At 61.6% G+C, this 19,031-nt stretch carries 21 protein-coding genes; 11 read left to right on the plus strand and 10 right to left on the minus strand.

The window, feature by feature from the left end:
• Positions 1-47: 47 nt before the first annotated feature.
• Positions 48-1,556, plus strand: coding sequence for a class I adenylate-forming enzyme family protein (locus tag AC0KW6_RS00400; RefSeq protein WP_474033793.1), 1,509 nt, complete (start codon positions 48-50; stop codon positions 1,554-1,556).
• Positions 1,557-1,650: 94 nt separating this feature from the next.
• Here AC0KW6_RS00400 and AC0KW6_RS00405 read toward each other — a convergent pair whose 3' ends face one another.
• The 5 genes from AC0KW6_RS00405 to AC0KW6_RS00425 all read right to left on the minus strand — a co-directional run bounded on the left by AC0KW6_RS00405 (position 1,651) and on the right by AC0KW6_RS00425 (position 6,894).
• Positions 1,651-2,406, minus strand: a complete 756-nt coding sequence (locus AC0KW6_RS00405; protein WP_474033794.1) for an ABC transporter ATP-binding protein — start codon at positions 2,404-2,406, stop codon at positions 1,651-1,653.
• Between the two features lie 13 nt (positions 2,407-2,419).
• Positions 2,420-3,175, minus strand: a complete 756-nt coding sequence (locus tag AC0KW6_RS00410; RefSeq protein ID WP_024089774.1) for an ABC transporter ATP-binding protein — start codon at positions 3,173-3,175, stop codon at positions 2,420-2,422.
• Positions 3,176-3,187: 12 nt separating this feature from the next.
• Complete coding sequence (locus tag AC0KW6_RS00415) at positions 3,188-4,390, minus strand: branched-chain amino acid ABC transporter permease (RefSeq protein WP_474033795.1); 1,203 nt, start codon at positions 4,388-4,390, stop codon at positions 3,188-3,190.
• 3 nt (positions 4,391-4,393) lie between these two features.
• Positions 4,394-5,416 carry a branched-chain amino acid ABC transporter permease gene (locus tag AC0KW6_RS00420; RefSeq protein ID WP_474033796.1) on the minus strand — a complete coding sequence of 341 codons (1,023 nt, stop codon included), beginning with the start codon at positions 5,414-5,416 and terminating at the stop codon, positions 4,394-4,396.
• A 131-nt stretch (positions 5,417-5,547) separates the two neighbouring features.
• Positions 5,548-6,894: a substrate-binding protein gene (locus tag AC0KW6_RS00425; protein ID WP_323777589.1), complete on the minus strand. Its 1,347-nt coding sequence runs from the start codon at positions 6,892-6,894 to the stop codon at positions 5,548-5,550.
• A 231-nt stretch (positions 6,895-7,125) separates the two neighbouring features.
• Here AC0KW6_RS00425 and AC0KW6_RS00430 point away from each other — a divergent pair, with 231 nt between their 5' ends.
• The 5 genes from AC0KW6_RS00430 (at position 7,126) to AC0KW6_RS00450 (ending at position 13,349) form a co-directional block, all read left to right on the plus strand.
• Positions 7,126-8,424 (plus strand): helix-turn-helix domain-containing protein, encoded by a 1,299-nt coding sequence (locus AC0KW6_RS00430; RefSeq protein ID WP_323777591.1) that lies wholly within the window; start codon positions 7,126-7,128, stop codon positions 8,422-8,424.
• Between the two features lie 91 nt (positions 8,425-8,515).
• A complete protein-coding gene (locus tag AC0KW6_RS00435) occupies positions 8,516-8,896 on the plus strand; it encodes a response regulator transcription factor (protein ID WP_323777593.1) in 381 nt (126 codons plus the stop codon).
• A 7-nt stretch (positions 8,897-8,903) separates the two neighbouring features.
• Positions 8,904-9,236, plus strand: coding sequence for a hypothetical protein (locus AC0KW6_RS00440; RefSeq protein WP_323777594.1), 333 nt, complete (start codon positions 8,904-8,906; stop codon positions 9,234-9,236).
• On the plus strand, positions 9,236-11,914 hold the full coding sequence (locus tag AC0KW6_RS00445; RefSeq protein ID WP_474033797.1) for an ATP-binding protein: 2,679 nt from the start codon (positions 9,236-9,238) through the stop codon (positions 11,912-11,914). Before AC0KW6_RS00440 ends, AC0KW6_RS00445 begins: the two co-directional genes overlap by 1 nt.
• Positions 11,915-11,999: 85 nt before the next feature.
• A complete protein-coding gene (locus tag AC0KW6_RS00450; RefSeq protein ID WP_474033798.1) occupies positions 12,000-13,349 on the plus strand; it encodes a FliM/FliN family flagellar motor C-terminal domain-containing protein in 1,350 nt (449 codons plus the stop codon).
• A gap of 277 nt (positions 13,350-13,626) precedes the next feature.
• Here AC0KW6_RS00450 and AC0KW6_RS00455 read toward each other — a convergent pair whose 3' ends face one another.
• From AC0KW6_RS00455 to AC0KW6_RS00470, 4 genes are read right to left on the minus strand one after another with little or no spacing between them, the layout of a single operon-like run.
• Positions 13,627-14,052, minus strand: coding sequence for a protein tyrosine phosphatase family protein (locus AC0KW6_RS00455; protein WP_323777598.1), 426 nt, complete (start codon positions 14,050-14,052; stop codon positions 13,627-13,629).
• Between the two features lie 11 nt (positions 14,053-14,063).
• Complete coding sequence (locus tag AC0KW6_RS00460; protein ID WP_323777600.1) at positions 14,064-14,498, minus strand: DUF6691 family protein; 435 nt, start codon at positions 14,496-14,498, stop codon at positions 14,064-14,066.
• Positions 14,498-14,956: a YeeE/YedE family protein gene (locus AC0KW6_RS00465; protein ID WP_416361497.1), complete on the minus strand. Its 459-nt coding sequence runs from the start codon at positions 14,954-14,956 to the stop codon at positions 14,498-14,500. The genes AC0KW6_RS00460 and AC0KW6_RS00465 overlap by 1 nt, the downstream gene beginning before the upstream one ends.
• The gene (locus tag AC0KW6_RS00470) at positions 14,946-15,809 is read right to left on the minus strand and encodes an MBL fold metallo-hydrolase (protein ID WP_323777602.1); all 864 of its coding nucleotides are present in this window, start codon (positions 15,807-15,809) and stop codon (positions 14,946-14,948) included. The genes AC0KW6_RS00465 and AC0KW6_RS00470 overlap by 11 nt, the downstream gene beginning before the upstream one ends.
• Before the next feature lie 292 nt (positions 15,810-16,101).
• Here AC0KW6_RS00470 and AC0KW6_RS00475 point away from each other — a divergent pair, with 292 nt between their 5' ends.
• Positions 16,102-16,317 (plus strand): hypothetical protein, encoded by a 216-nt coding sequence (locus tag AC0KW6_RS00475; protein ID WP_323777604.1) that lies wholly within the window; start codon positions 16,102-16,104, stop codon positions 16,315-16,317.
• 28 nt (positions 16,318-16,345) lie between these two features.
• Here the strand turns inward: AC0KW6_RS00475 and AC0KW6_RS00480 are convergent, their stop codons facing one another.
• Positions 16,346-16,564: a hypothetical protein gene (locus AC0KW6_RS00480; RefSeq protein WP_323777606.1), complete on the minus strand. Its 219-nt coding sequence runs from the start codon at positions 16,562-16,564 to the stop codon at positions 16,346-16,348.
• A 196-nt stretch (positions 16,565-16,760) separates the two neighbouring features.
• Between AC0KW6_RS00480 and AC0KW6_RS00485 the strand changes: the two genes are divergently transcribed.
• The 4 genes from AC0KW6_RS00485 (at position 16,761) to AC0KW6_RS00500 (ending at position 18,963) form a co-directional block, all read left to right on the plus strand.
• The gene (locus tag AC0KW6_RS00485) at positions 16,761-17,024 is read left to right on the plus strand and encodes a DUF2312 domain-containing protein (protein ID WP_024089791.1); all 264 of its coding nucleotides are present in this window, start codon (positions 16,761-16,763) and stop codon (positions 17,022-17,024) included.
• 570 nt (positions 17,025-17,594) lie between these two features.
• Positions 17,595-17,747, plus strand: a complete 153-nt coding sequence (locus tag AC0KW6_RS00490; RefSeq protein ID WP_323777609.1) for a hypothetical protein — start codon at positions 17,595-17,597, stop codon at positions 17,745-17,747.
• A gap of 95 nt (positions 17,748-17,842) precedes the next feature.
• Positions 17,843-18,247: a RidA family protein gene (locus tag AC0KW6_RS00495; protein WP_323777611.1), complete on the plus strand. Its 405-nt coding sequence runs from the start codon at positions 17,843-17,845 to the stop codon at positions 18,245-18,247.
• Between the two features lie 77 nt (positions 18,248-18,324).
• Positions 18,325-18,963 (plus strand): cupin domain-containing protein, encoded by a 639-nt coding sequence (locus AC0KW6_RS00500; RefSeq protein ID WP_323777613.1) that lies wholly within the window; start codon positions 18,325-18,327, stop codon positions 18,961-18,963.
• The last annotated feature ends 68 nt before the right edge of the window (positions 18,964-19,031 follow it).

A 19,031-nucleotide genomic window follows, 5' to 3' on the forward strand; every position in this document is an offset into this window, starting at 1 on the left:
GCGAGCCGCGGCACACGCCGCAGGGGCAAGCCGGAAGGGATTGGCGGATGAACATTGCAGTGTGGTTGCAGCGCATGGCGGCAGCGGACGCGGCGCGGCCTGCGTTGTTTCTGGGGCAGGAACAGGTTGCAGACTATTCAGGTTTTCACGCCCGCGCGGCGTCGGTGGCCGGCTGGCTGCAGGCGCAGGGGGTGCAACCGGGGGACCGGGTCGGTATTTTCATGAAGAATTGCCCGGATTATCTGATCGCCCTTTTTGGCATTTGGTATGCGGGTGCGGCGGCGGTGCCGGTCAATGCCAAGTTGCATGGCAAGGAAGCAGAGTTCATTCTGGAGAACTCCGGTGCCAGGCTGGTGTTCACTTCGCCCGGCCTGACTGAGGCGGTGGATGGGACCGGCGCGGAGCTGCGCTGTGTGGATACTGCCGGAACGGAATATGCGGAAGCCGCGCAGGCTGACCCGGTTTCAGGGCCTGTTTTCCGCGCGCCCGAAGATCTGGCCTGGCTGTTCTATACCTCCGGCACCACCGGGCGGCCCAAGGGGGTGATGATCACCCACCGGATGCTGATGACCATGGCAATTGCCTATTTCGCTGACGTGGATCAGGTAAGCGCGGCAGATCAGGCGCTTTATAGCGCGCCGATGAGCCATGGGGCGGGGATTTATGCAGTTCAGCATGTTCTGGCGGGGGCTGCGCATGTTTGCCCGGTCTCAGGAGGGTTTGACGAGGCGGAGATCCTGGATCTGGCAGTGCATTTCGGGCGAGTTCACATGTTTGCAGCGCCCACGATGGTCACAAGGATGACCTCGGAAGCCAAGCGGCTGGGCCGCAAGGGCGAGGGGCTGCGTACCGTGGTTTACGCAGGCGGGCCGATGTATGTGGCCGACATCGTGGAGGCGGTGGAGCATTTCGGCCCGAAGTTCGTGCAGGTCTACGGCCAGGGTGAATGCCCGATGGCGATCACCGCGCTGCCGCGCCACGATGTGCAGAACCGCAGCCACCCGCGCTGGCGCGAGCGGCTGGCCAGTGTCGGCAGGGCGCAAAGCGTGGTTGAGGTGCGGATCGGCACGCCGGAGGGGGACTTCCTGCCCGCTGGCAGCCACGGTGAGATCATGGTGCGCGGCGATGTTGTGATGCCGGGCTATTGGAATAACCCGGAGGCCACTAACAGGACACTGGTCGATGGCTGGCTGATGACCGGCGACATGGGTGTTTTGGACGCCGACGGCTACCTCACCCTGCAGGACCGCTCCAAGGACATGATCATCACCGGCGGTTCCAACGTCTATCCGCGTGAAGTCGAGGAAGTCTTGCTGCTGCATCCTGAGGTACGCGAGGTTTCGGTGGTGGGCCGCCCCCATGCGGACTGGGGCGAAGAGGTAGTGGCCTTTGTCGTGGGGGAGGCGTCGGATGCCAGTCTGGATGACCTTTGCAACAGCCGGATAGCTCGTTTCAAACGCCCCAAGGCCTATATCCGCATCGGGGCACTGCCTAAGAACAATTATGGCAAGGTGTTGAAAACCGAACTCAGAAAACGTCTGGCGGAGGATCAATAAGCGTTCCGGAGGGCAAAACCGGCCGGTCCTGATCAGAGCCGGCCTCAGCCCGCCGGCGCAGGCCAGCGAAAGGCCTGCATGACGGGATGATTTTTCAGATCGCCAGATATTCGGCGCGCAGTTCCTCGTTTTCCAGAACTTCGGCTGCGGTGCCGTCAAAGACGATGCCGCCGGTATCCAAGATCACCGCGCGGTCAGCCAGTTCCAGCGCGCGGACCGCATTCTGCTCGACAATAATGGTGGTCATGCCCTGTTCCTTGATGTGGATAAGGGTCTTTTCGATTTCGTCGACGATCACCGGGGCAAGGCCCTCGTAGGGTTCGTCCAAGAGCAGCACCTTGATGTCGCGGGCCAGCGCGCGGGCGATCGCCAGCATCTGCTGTTCGCCGCCTGACAAGGTCACGCCTTCCTGCTTGCGCCGTTCACCGAGACGCGGGAACAGGTCGTACAGACGCTCCAGCGACCAGCCAACGGGCGGCGCTATCTGCGCCAGCTGCAGGTTTTCCTCGACTGTCAGGCCGGGGATGATGCGGCGGTCTTCGGGCACAAGGCCCAGGCCGACGGACGCGGCCTCGTACGATTCCATGTTGTGCAGCGGTTTGTGATCCAGCCAGATCTCGCCGCGGGTCACCAAGGGGGAGCCGGTGCGGGCGATGGAGCGCAGGGTTGAGGTTTTGCCAGCGCCGTTGCGGCCCAGAAGGGCCAGGATTTCACCTTCGTGGACGTTGAAGCTGATGCCCTGCACGATGTAGCTTTCACCATAGTAGGCGTGGACATCCCAGACCGACAGGAAGGCCGGCGCGGTTGTGGCGGCATTGGCGCTTCTGGAGAAATCGGGTTTCACATTCATGTCGGTTTCTCCTTTACGCGCTTTCGCCAAGATACGCTTCGCGTACCTTCGGGTTGCCGCGGATGTTCTGCGGATCGTCCTCGACCAGGGGCATGCCCTGGGCCAGCACGGTGATCCGGTTGGCCAGGCTGAACACCACATGCATGTCGTGCTCGATGATGGCGATGGTGATGTCGCGCTCGTCGCTGATCTGTTTCAGCAGGTCGATTGTGTTGTTGGTATCGGCCCGGGCCATGCCCGCGGTAGGTTCGTCCAGCAGCAACAGGCGCGGTTCTTGTGACAGGCACATGCCGATCTCCAGCCGCCGCTTGTCGCCGCGGGACATGGCGGCGGCGTGCATGTGCCGCTTGTCCGCCATGTTCATCTCCACCAGCATCGCTTCGGCGCGTTCCAGAATGTCCTTCTGCTGCAGCACCGACGACAGGGCGTTCAGTTCAAACGCGCCGTCCCGCTTGGCAAAGCAGGGGATCATCATGTTTTCCAGAACCGTCAGGTCGCCAAAGATCTCCGGCGTCTGGAACACGCGGCTGATGCCCATCTGGTTGATCTCGTATGGCGCGCGGCCCAGCACCGACTGGCCGTCGAACATCACGGATCCTGTGTCGGGGATCAGCTTGCCCACCAGGCAGTTGAGCAAGGTGGACTTGCCCGCACCGTTCGGCCCGATGATCGCGTGGACCGAGTTTTCCTTTACGCTGAGGTTCACCTCGGACAGTGCCTGCAGGCCGCCGAACCGTTTCCCTACGTCTTTGACTTCAAGGATACCCATTGTTCTGTCTCCTTATTCCGCGGGGTTGGTTTCGCTGGACGTATCGCTGTCCTTGGACTTGCGGCGGCTGAGCCAGCCCTTGATCCGCTGGCCACCTTCGACCAGTCCGCCGGGCAGGAAGATCACCACCAGCATGAACAGGATGCCCAGTGTCAGATGCCAGCCTTTGCCGATGAAGGGATGGAGCAGGAAGACGGCGGCATCCTCCATCCCGTCGGGCATGAAGCTGAACCAGCTGTGCAGCACGTTGTCGTTGATTTTCGAGAAGATGTTCTCGAAGTATTTGATGAAGCCTGCGCCCAGAACCGGGCCGATCAGAGTGCCGGCACCGCCAAGGATTGTCATCAGCACCACTTCGCCTGAAGCGGTCCATTGCATCCGCTCAGCTCCGGCAAGCGGGTCCATCGAGGCCATCAGCCCGCCTGCGAGCCCTGCATACATGCCGGAGATCACAAAGGCCGCCAGCGTGTAGGGCCGGGTGTTGAGGCCGGTGTAGTTCATCCGCTGCTGGTTCGACTTAACCGCCCGCAGCATCATGCCAAAGGGCGAGCGGAAGATGCGGATCGACAGGTAAAAGGCCGCCAGCAGGATCAGCGCGCACAGGTAGTAGCCGGCGTTGAACTGAAAGGCCCAGGGGCCAACGGCAAGCTCGAAGGTTGAGCGCATCTCCAGCCCGAACAGGCTGGTCACCGGGATCGAGCCGTCAGCCGTGGCGGAAACACCCAGGATGCGGGGGTCCTCCAGCGTCAGCTGCAGGCCGGTCTCGCCATTGGTGACCGGGGTCAAAACCGAATAGGCGAGGTTGAAGGACATCTGGGCAAACGCCAGTGTCAGGATCGAAAAGTAGATCCCTGAGCGGCGTAAGCTGACAAAGCCGATCAGCAGCGCGAACAGGCCCGCGACGATCACCGACAGCAGAATTGCAGGGATCACGTTCATGCCGATCAGCTTGAACATCCAGACGGCGGAGTAGGAGCCGGCGCCGAGGAAGGCCGCATGGCCGAACGACAGGTAGCCGGTGAGGCCGAAGAGGATGTTGAAGCCGATGGCGAAGATCCCGAAGATCACGAAACGCTGCATCAGGTCCGGGTAGCCCGCGTTGAACTGCGCCATGGCGCTGTCCGTGGGGAAGGGGTTCAGGATGAAGGGGGCGAACAGCGTCAGGATGGCGACGATGATCAGCATAGAGGTGTCTTTTTTATCCAGTCCGAACATGTCTTAGTCCTCCATCACGCCTTTGCGGCCCATCAGGCCCCGCGGACGGGTGAGCAGAATGATGATCGCGACCACATAGATGATGATCTGGTCGATGCCGGGGATCAGCGATTTGATCTCGTTCATCGAGGCAAAGCTTTCGAGAATGCCCAGCAGGAAGCCCGCCAGCACCGCGCCGGGCAGGGAGCCCATGCCGCCGACAACCACCACCACGAAGCTGAGCACCAGGAAGTCCATGCCCATGTGGTAGTTGGGGGAATTGATCGGGGTGTACATGACCCCGGCCAAGCCGGCGACTGCAGCAGCGATGCCGAACATGATCGTGAAGCGGCGGTCGATGTTGATGCCCAGCAGGCCCACGGTCTCGCGATCTGCCATGCCGGCGCGCACCACCATGCCGAAGGTGGTGAACTGCAGGAAGGAGAAAATACCGCCGATGATGACCACGGCAAAGAAGAAATAGACCACCCGCCAGACCGGATAGATGATGTCCATGCCGATGATGGCGCCCAGATTCATCACCCCGTTCAACGCATCCGGGGCCGGGGTCTGGATCGGGTTGGCGCCATAGAAATACTTGATGACTTCCTGCAGCACGATGGCAAGACCGAAGGTCACCAGAATCTGATCCGCATGGGGGCGCTTGTAGAAATGCTTGATCAGCCCGCGCTCCATCACATAGCCGACGCCAACCATGATCGGGATGGCAAAGAGGATCGCCAGCGGCACTGCCCAGTCGATGATGGAGCCGCCGAACTCGGGGCCGAACCAGGCCTCCACATAAGGGGTTTTCACTTTCAGCGGGTTGCCCAGAAAATCGGTCTGGGTCTCGTCGACGGTTTCAAAGCTGAGGTTGAGAATGCGCTGCAGGGTGACGGCGCAGAAGGCGCCGATCATGAACAGCGCCCCGTGGGCAAAGTTCACTACGCCCAGCGTGCCGAAGATAAGTGTCAAACCCAGCGCGATCAGCGCGTAGGCCGAGCCTTTGTCGAGCCCGTTCAGGATTTGCAGGAGAATGGCGTCCATGGGTCCCACCGTTCATCAGGTCAGGGAGGGGTCTTCCGGCAATGCCGGAAGACCCGCGATGCGGCGCAACCGGATTCCTGTGCGGAATCCGGCCCGGAATTATTGCATAACTCCGGTGCCAGTGGCGGCGCTTAGGCGCCTGGGTTGCAGGAGCCCAGCTGGCCGCCGGCGAACATCGGGTGGTCCGGTGCGTATTCCACCTGTGCACGCGGGGTGACCTCGACCACTTCCAGAAGGTCGAATTCCGAGGTCGGGTTTTCCTTGCCGCGCACAACCAGCACGTCTTTGAAACACTGATGGTCTTCGGCGCGGTACAGGGTCTTGCCATTGCCCAGGCCGTCGAATTCAAACCCTTCCAGTGCTTCGACAACGCCGCAGGGGTTGAAGGTGCCCGCACGCTCAACCGCATCCGCATAAAGCAGCGTCTGGCAGTAGGTGGTGTGGGCGGCCTGGCTTGGCGGGAAGCCGTATTTGGTGCCAAAGGATTTCACAAAGGCCTTGGAGCCTTCATCCTGCAGCGTCCAGTGCCAGTTGGTGGAGCCGTGAATGCCCTTCACGTTGGCACCAGCGCCCTTGGCCATCAGGCGGGAATAGAGCGGAACGACGATTTCGAAGTTCTTGCCGTTCACCACCTTGTCGCGCAGCCCGAACTGCACCGCGTTGGTCAGCGAGTTCACCATGTTGCCGCCATAGTGGTTCAGCACCAGCACGTCCGCACCCGAGTTCAGAACCGGCGCGATATAGGAGGAGAAGTCGGTCGCGGCCAGCGGCGTGCGGACCTTGTTCACGGTATTCCAGCCCAGCGCCTCGGTGGCGGCTGCAATCGATTCCTCCTGGGTCCAGCCCCAAGTGTAGTCGGCAGTCAGGTGATAGGCGGTGCGGTCGGTGCCATAAAGATTCTTCAGAACCGGCGCCAGCGCCGCACCCGACATGTAGCCGTTGAAGAAGTGGCGGAAGCCGTTGGCTTTCTTGTCTTTGCCTGTGGTGTCGTTCGAGTGGGTAAGGCCGGCCATGAAGATCACGCCTGCCTCCTGGCAGAGGCCCTGCACCGCAATCGCCACGCCCGAGGACGAGCCGCCGGTGATCATCACCGCGCCGTCTTTTTCGATCATCGATTTGGCAGAGGCGCGGGCGGCGTCGGATTTGGTCTGGGTGTCGCCGGTGACATATTCCACTTGCTTGCCCAGGATGCCGCTCCCTTGCAGCGCCTTGGAGCTGAAGGTGTTCATCATGCCGCCGTCGCCGCCGCCGTTCAGATGCTCGACCGCCAATTCATAAGCGCGCAGCTCGTCGGCGCCCTCGTCGGCGTAAGGGCCGGTCTGGGGAACGTTGAAGCCCAATGTGACGGTGCCGCCGGTCGGTTCATTGGTAAAGGCCGCGGCGGAAGAGGCGGTGAAGATCGTCGGCAGCGCCACACCAGCGCCTGCGATTGCGCCGGTCTTCAAGACTCTGCGGCGCGATGCGTCAAATTCAGACATGTATTCCTCCCTAATATGAATGGTGCCTTGCAGCTCCTCACTTCCGCGCGGCACCAGCACTATTTGTGCAAAGCCAGTATGAGTGCGATGTGTAAATTATGACAATAATACCCTTTTACAGCTTGAAAATCCTGTAAAGAAATGAACAGTATTTCGTGATGCTCTGTAAATTATGTTATATTGCAATGCAGAAAACTGTTGAAAAGACAGTGTTTTGGGAGGCCCCTCGGAATGGCACGCGATACCCTGACCGGCAGCCGGATCCGCGAGCGCAGGCTGATCCTCGGAATGCGCCAGGCGGAACTGGCGCGCGAGACAGGTATTTCCGCCTCCTACCTCAACCTGATCGAACACAACCGGCGTAGAATCGGCGGCAAGCTGCTGGTTGATATCGCGAGTGTTCTGGGGGTGGAGCCGTCGATGCTGAGCGAGGGCGCCGAAGCGGCGCTGATCTCCACCCTGCGGGAGGCGGCGGCGGACAGCGGCGTGCCGGTGGCCGAGCTGGACCGGGTTGATGAATTTGCGGGCCGGTTTCCGGGATGGGCCGAGGTGCTGGCAACCGGTCATCGCCGTATCGCCACGCTGGAACGCACGGTGGAAACCCTGTCGGACCGGCTGACCCATGACCCAAACCTGGCTGCTTCGGTGCATGAAGTGCTGTCGACCGCTGCGGCGATCCGTTCCACCGCGTCAATCCTGGCAGAAACCGGCGAGCTGGAGCCGGAGTGGCGCGACCGGTTCCACAAGAACCTCAATGAAGATTCCCTGCGCCTGTCGGAAAGCAGCCGGGCGCTGGTAAATTTCCTGGATGAGGGCGACAGCAGCGACGGCCGCCGTGGCATGCCGCAAGAGGAAGCCGAGGCCTTCTTTCAGGAAAACGGGTTTCACTTCCCTGCCCTTGAGGATGGGTCGGCCGGGCCCGAGCAGTTGGTCCAGTCGGCCTCTGCTATGACAAGCCCGGCGGCCCGCAGTGTGGCACAGGCAGTCTTGGCGCAATACCGGGCGGATGCCCGGGCAATGCCGCTGCAGGCGCTGGCCCAGGAAATCCAGGCGGAGGGGGTTGCCCCGGTGACGATCGCGCGCCGTTTTAAATGCGGGCTGCCTGCCGTGCTGCGCCGTCTGGCGGCGCTTCCGGAGGAGCTGCTCGGGCAGGAGGCCGGGCTGGTGGTCTGCGATGCCTCAGGCACGCTATTGTTCCGCAAGCCAGTGGCCGGATTTGCGATGCCGCGTTTCGGTGCCTCCTGCCCGCTGTGGCCGTTGTACACTGCGCTTGTGCATCCGAATATTCCCGTGCGGCGCAATGTGCTGCAGCAGGGGCGCAACGCGGCAGCCTTTGACTGTATGGCAGTGGCATGGCCGCAGGAGATGCCGGATTTCGGGGCTGATCCGCAATATCGGGCGGTTATGCTGATCCTGCCCGGCGCCAAGGATGCACAGGATCCGCAGCTGGTGGGCGCCAGCTGCCGGATCTGCCCGCGCCAGGGCTGTCCGGCACGGCGCGAGCCGTCGATCCTGAAGGAAGAGTTTTGACAGCCATACCGGCACGGGGCTAACCTGCACAAAAATGAATGCGCCTGCGGCCGGCCGGGCCGGCAAGCAGCGCCGGGAGGAAAATCTGCTGATGGGCAGGCATGTTGTTCTGATTGAAGATGAACCGAATATCACCGAGGCCATCCGGTTTCTGCTGGTACGGGACGGCTGGAGCGTGGATGCGCATACCGATGGTGCCACTGCGGTGGAGGTGATCCGCGGTGCCGATCCCGATTTGGTGATTCTGGATCTGATGCTGCCGGGCAAAAGCGGTCTGGAGATCGTCCGCGAGCTGCGCATGGAGGACGGCATGGGCGCTTTGCCGGTGCTGATGCTGACCGCCCGGGGTCAGATGCGCGACCGGGAAATGGCGGAAAAAGCCGGGGTGACGCGTTTCATGACCAAACCGTTTTCCAACGCCGAGGTGCTGACGGCGGTGCGCGACCTGCACGCCCAGGCCGGTCAGGGATAAGGCTGGGATGTTCCGGGACGGGGGCGCAGAAGAGCAGACAGGCACCCGCGCGGAACGCCAGACCTACCGCCGCCGCCGGCTGATGGACATTGCCCGGCTGCTGCCGGTTCTGGGCGCACTGCTGCTGGCGCTGCCGCTCCTGTGGCCTGAAGCCTCGACCCATCCGGCCGCGCGGGACGGGGTCAGCATGTCGACAGCCTACATCTATGTTTTTGCGGTCTGGATCGGCCTGATCGGCGCCTGCTTTGCCTTTAGTGTCGCAGTGCAGCGGTGGGCCGATCACTGGACCGGCGGCGGGCTGGACGGGGCAGGGGATCCGGACGGAGCGGAGGACAGCTGATGGCCTCCCTCAATATGCTTGCCGTTGCCTGTCTCGCCTATGTGGTTTTTTTGTTTTTCATTGCCTTTTGGGCCGACCGGATGGCAACCCGCGGGAAAAGCGCTGCCTGGATGCGCTCGCCGCTGATCTACACGCTGTCGTTGTCAATCTATTGCACAGCCTGGACTTTTTACGGCGCAGTGGGTTACGCGGTGCGGTCAGGGTTGGAGTTTGTGACGATCTACCTTGGTCCCTCGCTGGTGATGATCGGCTGGTGGTGGGGCCTGCGGAAACTGGTGCGGATCGGGCGCAGTCAGAGGATCACTTCGATCGCGGACCTTCTGTCTTCGCGCTATGGCAAGTCGAACCTGCTGGCAGCCGGCGTGACGATCCTCGCGGTGATTGGCGTCACCCCTTACATTTCCCTGCAGTTGCAATCCATCACCCTGTCCTTTGCCATCTTTGCCGAGGCCGACCCGCTGGGCAGTTTTAACGAGACCTACACCGTGTTCTGGGTGGGAGCGGGGCTGGCGGTGTTCGCCATTCTGTTCGGGACCCGTAATCTGAACGCCAATGAACGCCACCACGGGGTTGTCACTGCGGTGGCGCTGGAAGCGATCGTCAAACTGGCGGCGCTGCTGGCGGTTGGAGTTTTTGTCGTCTGGGGAGTGGCCGGCGGGGTTGCGGAGACACTGCAGAGAATAGATGCCTCGGAGATCGGCCAGTGGAACGTCGATGGCAGCCGCTGGGCCACGATCACCTTTCTGGCCGCCGCCGCCTTTGTCTGTTTGCCGCGGATGTTCCAGGTGATGGTGGTGGAAAACGAGGATGAGCGCCACCTGCGGATCGCCAGCTGGGCTTTTCCGCTGTATCTGCTGCTGATGTCGATGTTTGTGGTGCCGATTGCCGCCGTGGGGCTGGAGCTGCTGCCGGCAGGTGCCAATCCGGACATGTTCGTGCTGACGGTGCCGCTGCAGCAGGGGCAGCAAGGGCTGGCGGTACTGTCCTTTCTGGGCGGATTTTCGTCGGCCACATCGATGGTGATTGTGGCCGCCATGGCGCTGTCGACAATGGTGTCGAACCACATCGTGATGCCGGTCTGGCTGCGGTTGCAAAGCCGCCGGGCCTCGGTCTCCGGCGATGTGCGCGATGTGGTGCTGCTGTCGCGCCGGGTGTCGATCGCGGTGATCATGGCGCTGGGGTATTTCTATTACCACCTGTCCGGCGGCGCCGCGGCACTGGCTGCCATCGGCCTCACTTCGTTTGCGGGGGTGGCGCAGATCCTGCCCGCGCTGGTCGGCGGGCTGTTCTGGCGCGGCGCCACCCGCAGCGGCGCCCTGGCCGGGCTTTCGGTGGGCTTTGCCATCTGGTTTTATACCATGCTGCTGCCGGCACTCGGCGGCGGGCTGTTACCGGAGAATATCTTGCGCGAAGGTCTGTTCGGTTTCAGCTGGCTGCGTCCTGAGGCGCTGTTCGGGATCGAGGGGATGGACCCGACGGTGCACGCCGTGATGTGGTCGATGAGCCTCAATGCGCTGGTGTTCTGCCTGGTCTCGCTGATGAGCTTCCCCAGCCCCCTGGAGCGTCTGCAGGGGGCGCAATATGTCAATGTGTTCGAACATTCCGCAGGCCCGCGCGGCTGGACCGGCTCCGTGGCGCAATGCGAAGATCTGATGATCATGTCGCAGCGCATTCTCGGAGCGTCCGAAGCACAGGCATTTTTCCAGCGGGAACGAATGCGCCAGGGAGGACGCGGTCCGCTTCCAGAGCCGACACCGGCGTTTCTGGAACGGCTGGAGCGCGAGCTGAGCGCGTCCATCGGCGCGGCGGCAGCGCATGCGATGATTGGCCAGATCGCCGGCGGCTCCTCGGTGTCGGTTGCGGACCTGCTGGCAGTTGCGGATGAAACCGCCCAGATGCTGGAGTATTCCAGCCGCTTGGAGGCACAGTCGGCGGAACTGACTGCGACTGCCCGCAAATTGCGGGAAACAAACGAAAAGCTGACGCAAATATCGGAGCAGAAGGACGCCTTCCTAAGCCAGGTCAGCCATGAGTTGCGCACCCCTATGACCTCGATCCGTGCGTTTTCGGAAATTCTGCGCGATGACAGGCAGCTGAGCATGCAGGATCAGCGCCGCTATGCCGGGGTCATTCATGACGAAACGCTGCGCCTGACCCGGCTGCTCAACGATCTTCTGGACCTCAGCGTCCTGGAGAACGGCCAAGTGAGCCTTAATATGTCCGCGGCCACCCTGCCGGACGTGCTGGACCGCGCCGTTGCCGCTGCATTGGCGGGATCGGACCGTCCGCTCAAGGTCCGCCGCAATCCTGCAACGGAAGGGTTCCGGCTTTCCTCAGATATGGACCGTCTGGCGCAGGTATTCATCAATCTGATCGTCAACGCTCAGAAATATTGCGATGCTGCTGAACCGGAACTGTCCATTTCCGCCACTGCAAGCAACGGCTGGCTGCAGATCGACTTTACTGACAATGGCAGCGGCGTTCCGGCAGAGTTCCAACAGATGATTTTTGAGAAATTTTCGCGCGTCCGCCCCGAGCGGGCAGGCGGGGCCGGGCTTGGCCTGGCCATTTGCCGGGAGGTCATGCAACGGCTGGGCGGCAATGTATCCTATCTGCCGGGGCACGGCGGCGGCGCGTTCCGGGTTTCCTTACCCGCAGCAGGGGAAAAGGCTGCATAACCCGGCCTGAAGTACAGGAGTTGTTAACCCCCTTTCGGTTAAAACCGTGGAAACGGGACGTGCAAGAGGCAGGTTGAAACAGCCTATGTCTGAGACAGAACCAGCAGAGGAAGGCAGCGGCAAGCAAGGTGTGCTTGCACGCAAGCTGGCAGCGACAAAGGAAGGTGTTGGAGCGCTTACCAGCTCTTTGACGCTGAAGGCTTTGCGCCGGTCGGTTGCGCGTGCGGCTGCGGACCTGTGCGGTCTGCCGGTGGCGGTACTGGCGGCGCGGCAGTCCAACCGCATTCCCGAAGACCTGGCTGACCAGCTGTCGGACAAGGATCTGCTGGTTGTTTTGGATTGCCCGCATGGCAGGATGGGGGCTGCCAGCATGGATGCGGCCACGGTCACAGCGCTGATCCAGCAGCAGACCATTGGCACGGTGATGGGCAAAGCACCGGACGAGCGTCATTATACGCCGACAGACGCAGTGATGACGGCAGAGTTTCTGGAAACCACTTTTGCCAAGGTTTTCGCGATGCTGGACGGCCACGCTGATCAGGCAATCTTCACCGGTTACCGCTTTGGCGCACAGGTTGAAAATGTGCGCAGCCTGGTTCTGGGTATGGAGGCGGAGGATTACCGGGTGATCGAGCTGAACCTGGATCTCGCCTGCGGCGCCATGCAGGGCGTGATGAAGCTGATGCTTCCCGAACCGACGGCCGAAGAACTGCAGGACGGCCAGTGCAACGGTGCACAGGGCCCGTCACTGGGCCGCAATCTGGGCGCTATCCGGGCGGAGTTGTCGGCTGTTCTGTGCAAGATGCGGGTGCCCTTGAGGGATTTTGCTGCTCTCAAGGTCGGTGATTCGCTGCCGCTGGATTCCGCCTTTCTCTATGAAACGGATCTGCTGACCATTGGCGGCCAGTCTGTTGCACAGGGGCGTCTGGGCCAGATGAACGGGGCGCGTGCAGTCCGGCTGAATCAATCCGGGGCCAGGCTGGCGGGTGATGCGGGGGCAGTTGGAAATAGGTTCTCCGGCGGGGCAACCACCGATCTGATAGGCGGCGGACCTCCGGCACTCGATATGGGAATTGCGGCACAAGGGCTGCAGGATCCGATGGGCGACGCGGGATTGCCGGCATTGGAGGCGGCACCGGGACTGGGGGGTGCCGGGTTCGACCTGGACGAAGGCGGCGGCGCGCTTTCTGCCCTTGGCGGCGGCGGTTTTGACGGCGGCATGGGGAGTATGGACGGGGCCATCGGCGGAATGGATCCGATGGACTTGGCCGGGCTTGGCGGCGATGGCGCCTTGGGCTTGGATGGGCTGGATGGCGGGCTGCCTGACTTGCCTGATCTGCCTTCTGTTGATTTGGGGGCGCGCGCGCCGGAGGATGCGGCGGCAGAATACTCGCAGCTGGCCGGGCTGGATGGCGCTTTGGCTGGAAACCGCTGATCTACGGGAGAAATCCTACTGACGGCACCGTGTGGAGGCCTCGTCTGCCCGCAGCAGGATCCGGGAGTTGGAGCCTAGGACATCGCAGGGAGGGTCAGCCGCCGTCGCAGGCGGCATGTCCTGGAATCTCCAAGTCCTAACCAACAAGTCCTAACCAACCTGTGATCCGGTCTTGCGCAGAAGGCGGGGGTGGTTCCGGCCAAATCCCGCTCCGCCACAGCGGCCGGACACGGGCTCTCTGCCCGCCACATACTGGGCAGGCAGATTTTCCGGGGAATTAGCTGTCAGCCATGGAAATCAATGCCGGGCGCAGCCCTTCCAGCTGATAGCCGGCGGCTGCGGTCTTTTGCAGAATGTCATCGGCGGACATTTCGCAAGCCTGACTAAGCGCCCAGACCACCGAACAACGGGTTCCGGACGCGCAATAGGCCAGCACAGGGCCGTCACATTCTTCGTACAGGGCCCGCTGGCGGGCGGCGTTCTCCGGCGTCATGGTCTGATGGGTCAGCGGCAGAACCTCGAACCGCAGCCCGGCGGCTTCGGCGGCTGTGCGGATCGCCTCTGCCTGATGGCTGGGCGGCACTTCCGCGTCCGGGCGGTTGCAGATCACTGTCTTATAGCCGGCGTCGGCAATGGCGGGCAGGTCTTCAGCCGAGATCTGCGGTGAGACCGAATAGCGGGGGGTGATTACGCGTGCATCCATATCCCGAGTCTTTACGCGTTTGCGGCGCGCCGGTCCAGATGCCGGCTGAGCCTGGGAGCAGCTATCATGCCGCAAGCCATCGCCGATACGAACAGCGCGCCCTGCCAGCCATTGTAGCTGAGCGAGGCGATGGCGGGACCGGGGCAAAACCCTGCCAGGCCCCATCCCGCGCCGAACAGAATGGATCCGAGGATCAGCCGCCGGTCCAGCCCAGCGCGCGGCAGGGCGGGGAAGCTGCCCCCGGCGGCAGGCTTGCGTCCTTCTGCCAGCCGCCAAGCCAGCGCCATCGGCAGCAGCGCACCGCCCATCACAAAGCCCAGCGTGGGATCCCAATGGCCAAAAATATCCAGCCATCCCTGTACCTTTTCGGTGTCGGTCATGCCCGACAGCATCAGCCCCGCGCCAAACAGGCTGCCCGCAATCATCGCCAGAATAATCCGCAGCATCAGATGACTCCCATTACCTGGCGCAGAATGGCCACCGTCAGAATGCCTGCCAGCATGAAGGCCGCCGTCGCGGTGATACCACGCAAGGAAAGCCGGGAAACACCGCAGACCCCGTGACCGGATGTGCAGCCGTTGGCCATCCGTGTGCCAAGGCCGACCAGCACGCCTGCAGCAATCAGTATGGCAGCGTTGCTGGTGGCATGGGTCGCAGGTGAACCGGCCAACAGCCCAATCAGCAGCGGCATGACAATCACGCCTGCGAGAAAGGCCAGCCGTTCCGCTGCAGAGCTGCGGCCGCTGCCATCCAGCAGCCCGCCCAGGATGCCGCTGGCACCCATTATGCGGCCGTTGCCCAAAAGATAGACGGCACCGCCAAGTCCGATCAGCACACCGCCAGCCAAGCCCCAAACCCAATCCGTTTCCATGATCGCCTTCCGCCTGCTTGGGTCAGATTTTATTGACCGGGATCTTTAAAAAAATATCGCCCTGGTCGTCCGGCTCCGGCATCTGGCCCGCGCGCATGTTCACCTGCAGCGACGGCAGAATCAGACGCGGCATGCCAAGGGTCGCATCACGGGCGTCGCGCATTCGGGTGAATTCCTCGATGCTGCGCCCTGCGCCGATATGCACGTTCAGCGCCTTTTGTTCGCCGACGGTGGTTTCCCAGGCGTAATCATCGCGGCCCGGTGCCTTGTAATCATGGCCGACAAAGATTCGGGTGCTGTCGGGAAGCGCCAGGATTTTCTGGATCGAGTTATACAGATCGGCTGAGGATCCGCCGGGAAAGTCGCAGCGGGCGGTTCCGAAGTCTGGCATGAACAGCGTGTCGCCGACAAAGGCCGCGTCGCCGATCACATAGGTCAAGCAGGCAGGCGTGTGGCCGGGCGTGTGCAGCACCTCGCCGCGCATCTGGCCGATCATGAAGGTGTCTCCCTCACGGTACAGCCGGTCGAACTGGCTGCCGTCGCGCTGAAATTCGGTGCCTTCGTTGAAAATCTTGCCGAAAGTGTCCTGGATTACGGTGATCTGGTCGCCAATGCCGATCTTGCCCCCCAGCCGTTCCTGGAGGTATGGCGCGGCTGACAGGTGGTCGGCATGCACGTGGCTTTCCAGGATCCACTCTGTCCGCAGGCCTTGCTTCTTGATCCAGGCGGTGATGGCATCCGCCGATTCCGTGCAGGTGCGTCCGGCGGCCTGATCGTAATCCAGCACGGAGTCGATGATGGCGCATGCGGAGCCCGCAGGCTCATGCACCACATAAGAAACGGTGTTGGTGGCTTCGTCGAAGAAGGCCTTGACGGCGGGGCTCATCTGATACTCTCCCATGAGTTTGGATGATCATATATCAATTTAAGAATGTGTTTCAAGGATGCCGGTGCGGAAACCGCTGCTGCCTTTGAAATCATCGCAGCCGGTTGACCTGTGTCAAGGCAAGGCAATGCCGCGTTGCGGTATGCTTAATAGGCGTCCGGGGCAGTGCAAAACCGTCAAAAGGCCGGTAAAGTTTCGCGAATAAGCGGTCGCTTGCCTAAATTCTGCAGGCCTTCACGCGGCTGTTGTGAAAATCCAGCATAACCTCATCATGATTCAGGGAGAACTGCCAATGACACATGACGATCTGCTGAACACTGTTGAGAATCTGGAAAACCGGATTCTTGGAGAGACTGGTACTGCCCGGCTTGCAATGCGGCCTGAGTTCATCCGGTTGCTGGATCATATGCGCAAAACGGGCGCTGCGGTGCCGGGCCGATTCCGCCGTTTGGAAGCCACGCTGTGCGAGGAAGCGGTGGAGGAGATGTTTGACAATATGCCGGTCTGACCAGTCTGCCAGGCAAGGCGCCTTAGGTCTAGCCCAGGAAAATGCCCGTCATAACCAGCATCAGTCCAAGAACTGACAGCAGCAGTGCGCCCAGATTGTAAGGCAGCACCGATTGCACAACCGCGCGCAGGGATTCGTCGTCCAGTTTTTGGCGGCGCGCCCGCGCGACCCGGACGATGCACCAGACCAAACCCAGCAGTCCGGCAATGGACAAGGCGGCTCCGGCCCAGACAATGAGTTCGAACATAAGCGTGCTCCTGCGGTTTTCGCGCTGCGCCGCGCCTAGCTGATCCGGGCTCTGCGCGCAAGCCGCGCGAGGGGGCAGGGCGCCGGTTTTTGCCGCTCTTGGCACTGCTGCGGCTTTCCTTGCTTGCGGCGCAGCGGGCTGGGCGCTATCCCCTTGCTCCGACAGCAATTGACAGCATGTGCCGACGGAGCCGCAGATGGATATCACCGAAGACGAAAAAAGCGAAAACTACCGTGTGACCGCTGGCGAACTGCGCCAGTTCATCGAACGGTTCGAGCGTTTGGACGAAGAAAAGAAGACCATCGCCGAACAGCAGAAAGAGGTGATGGCCGAAGCCAAGGCGCGCGGCTACGACACCAAGGTCATGCGTAAGATCATCGCGCTGCGCAAGCGCGACCAGAACGACATCGACGAAGAAGAAGCGGTGCTTGAAATGTATAAGGAAGCCTTGGGCATGTAAGCCCCGCGGGGCCGCGGCCCCGCGATTGTTTACGCTGGTGGCGGAGGTGAAAACCCGCGTCCGGCACAAGCCTGCAGATGCAGATTGTTGTTTCCTGTTGCGGGCTTCCAGCCTGTGGCAGGGCACCAATTGGGCGCTGCGAGGCTGACGCAATCGCTGCTGGCGTTTTTATTGTTCAGCCTGATTGGTTCCAGTTTTCACTTTTTGAAGGAACTGCTGGGCCTGAACCCTGTCCGGGCCCATACTTGCAAACGGTTCCGGCCTTTTCCGAACACAGAAGGCCCATGGCACGTGCCGGCCGGATAGCAGCCGCCCTGTTCCTTGGCGGGACTGGACTGGCGTTTCCGCTTGGGGTTCCATTTCTTGGCGCCGTTCTGATTTTTTACGTGGTGACAACGGCTTGTCCTCTATGCATTAGGCGCCGCGTAGTCGTGGATATCTGTTTTTATGGCTGAACTCGGCTCCACGCCGCGGAGGATGTGGAACATCTTCTGAGTACTCGGATCGTCCTGGCGGATATGGTCCGGAACAGCGCGCAATGCCTTTGCATTGGTTGCCAAAAGCGGGGTATTGCTGGGCAAACATGCGGAGTTGCGGGAGCAGAGCGCGCAACAGACGGCTGCCCCTTATGCCATCGACGGTGTAAAGGCCCGGCAGGTGCCGCCGCTGTTTCCCTCCGTTCTGCTGAACCGCTTGAGTGCCCGTGCGGCCATGGGCCTCTGAGGGATGTGTATCAGCCTGATAAGTTTTAAGCTTGAAGTAAATGCCGAGGCGGCGGTATGGTCGCTGGCAGGCCGCATCAGCAAAGGAGCTCCACCATGCCAGCCATCAGCGTGCAACCCGAAGGGTGGAAGCCCGCCAAAGGTTATGCAAACGGCATGGTGGCGGAGGGCAAGCTGCTCTTTGTCGGTGGCCAGATCGGCTGGACCGCGGATCAGGTGTTTGCTGCGCAGGATTTCATTGGCCAGATGAGCCAGGCGCTGCAAAATATTCTGGAGGTGGTCAGAGCCGCAGGCGGATCCGCGCAGGATATCACCCGGCTCACATGGTTTGTGACGGACAAGGCCGAATATCTCGCCCATCAGGCAGAAGTGGGTAAAGCCTACCGCGCGGTAATGGGCTATCACTTTCCGGCCATGACCATGGTGGTTGTTTCCGCCTTGATCGAGGATCAAGCCAAGATCGAAATCGAAGCCACGGCGGTTCTTCCGGCCAGATCCTAGCCTTACACGGTTCTGTGAACGCGCTTTTCAAGGCAGCCCTAAGCGGCCGCATTTTCTGGGAAACAAGGGAGAGAGAAATGCGGATCAACGCCGATTTCAGCAAACGCGCAGCGGTGCATTTTGATGAAACGCCTTGGGTGGCAAGCCCGGCCCCGGGGGTGGAGCGGAAAATGCTGGACCGCATAGGAGAGGAGGTGGCCCGAGCCACCACCATCGTCCGGTTTGCGCCGGGCTCTGCCTTTGCGCGCCATGTGCATGATGGCGGCGAGGAATTTCTAGTGCTGGACGGCGTGTTCCAGGACGAACACGGGGATTTTCCGAAAGGCTCCTATATCCGCAACCCGCCCAACACCAGCCACACGCCAGCTGCGGCGGAGGGCGCAGTGATCCTGGTGAAGCTGCATCAGTTCGACCCGGCGGACAGGACCGAAGTGAAAACCCGCATCACAGGCGATGCGCCGCAGCAGCGGCTGTTTCAGGACAGAATTGAAACCGTAACCCTGCAAAATTGGGCGCCGGGGCAGGCAGTCAGCCTGGCGGTGCCCGGCGGCGCCGAGGTGTTTGTCATGGACGGCAGTTACAGCGAGAGCGGCGAAGAATTCGGCCGCTGGGACTGGCTGCGGCTGCCGCCGGGCAGCCGTTTGGAGGCGACGGCTGGCATCAATGGCGCCAAAGTTTGGATGAAAACCGGGCATCTAGCGCAAATGACTGACTAAACCGCTGCAATTGTTTCTGCCCAAATTCAAATGCTTGCAAGCCGCTCCTTCAAGGGCGGTATTTTTTT

This window comes from Leisingera sp. SA215, assembly GCF_055902035.1.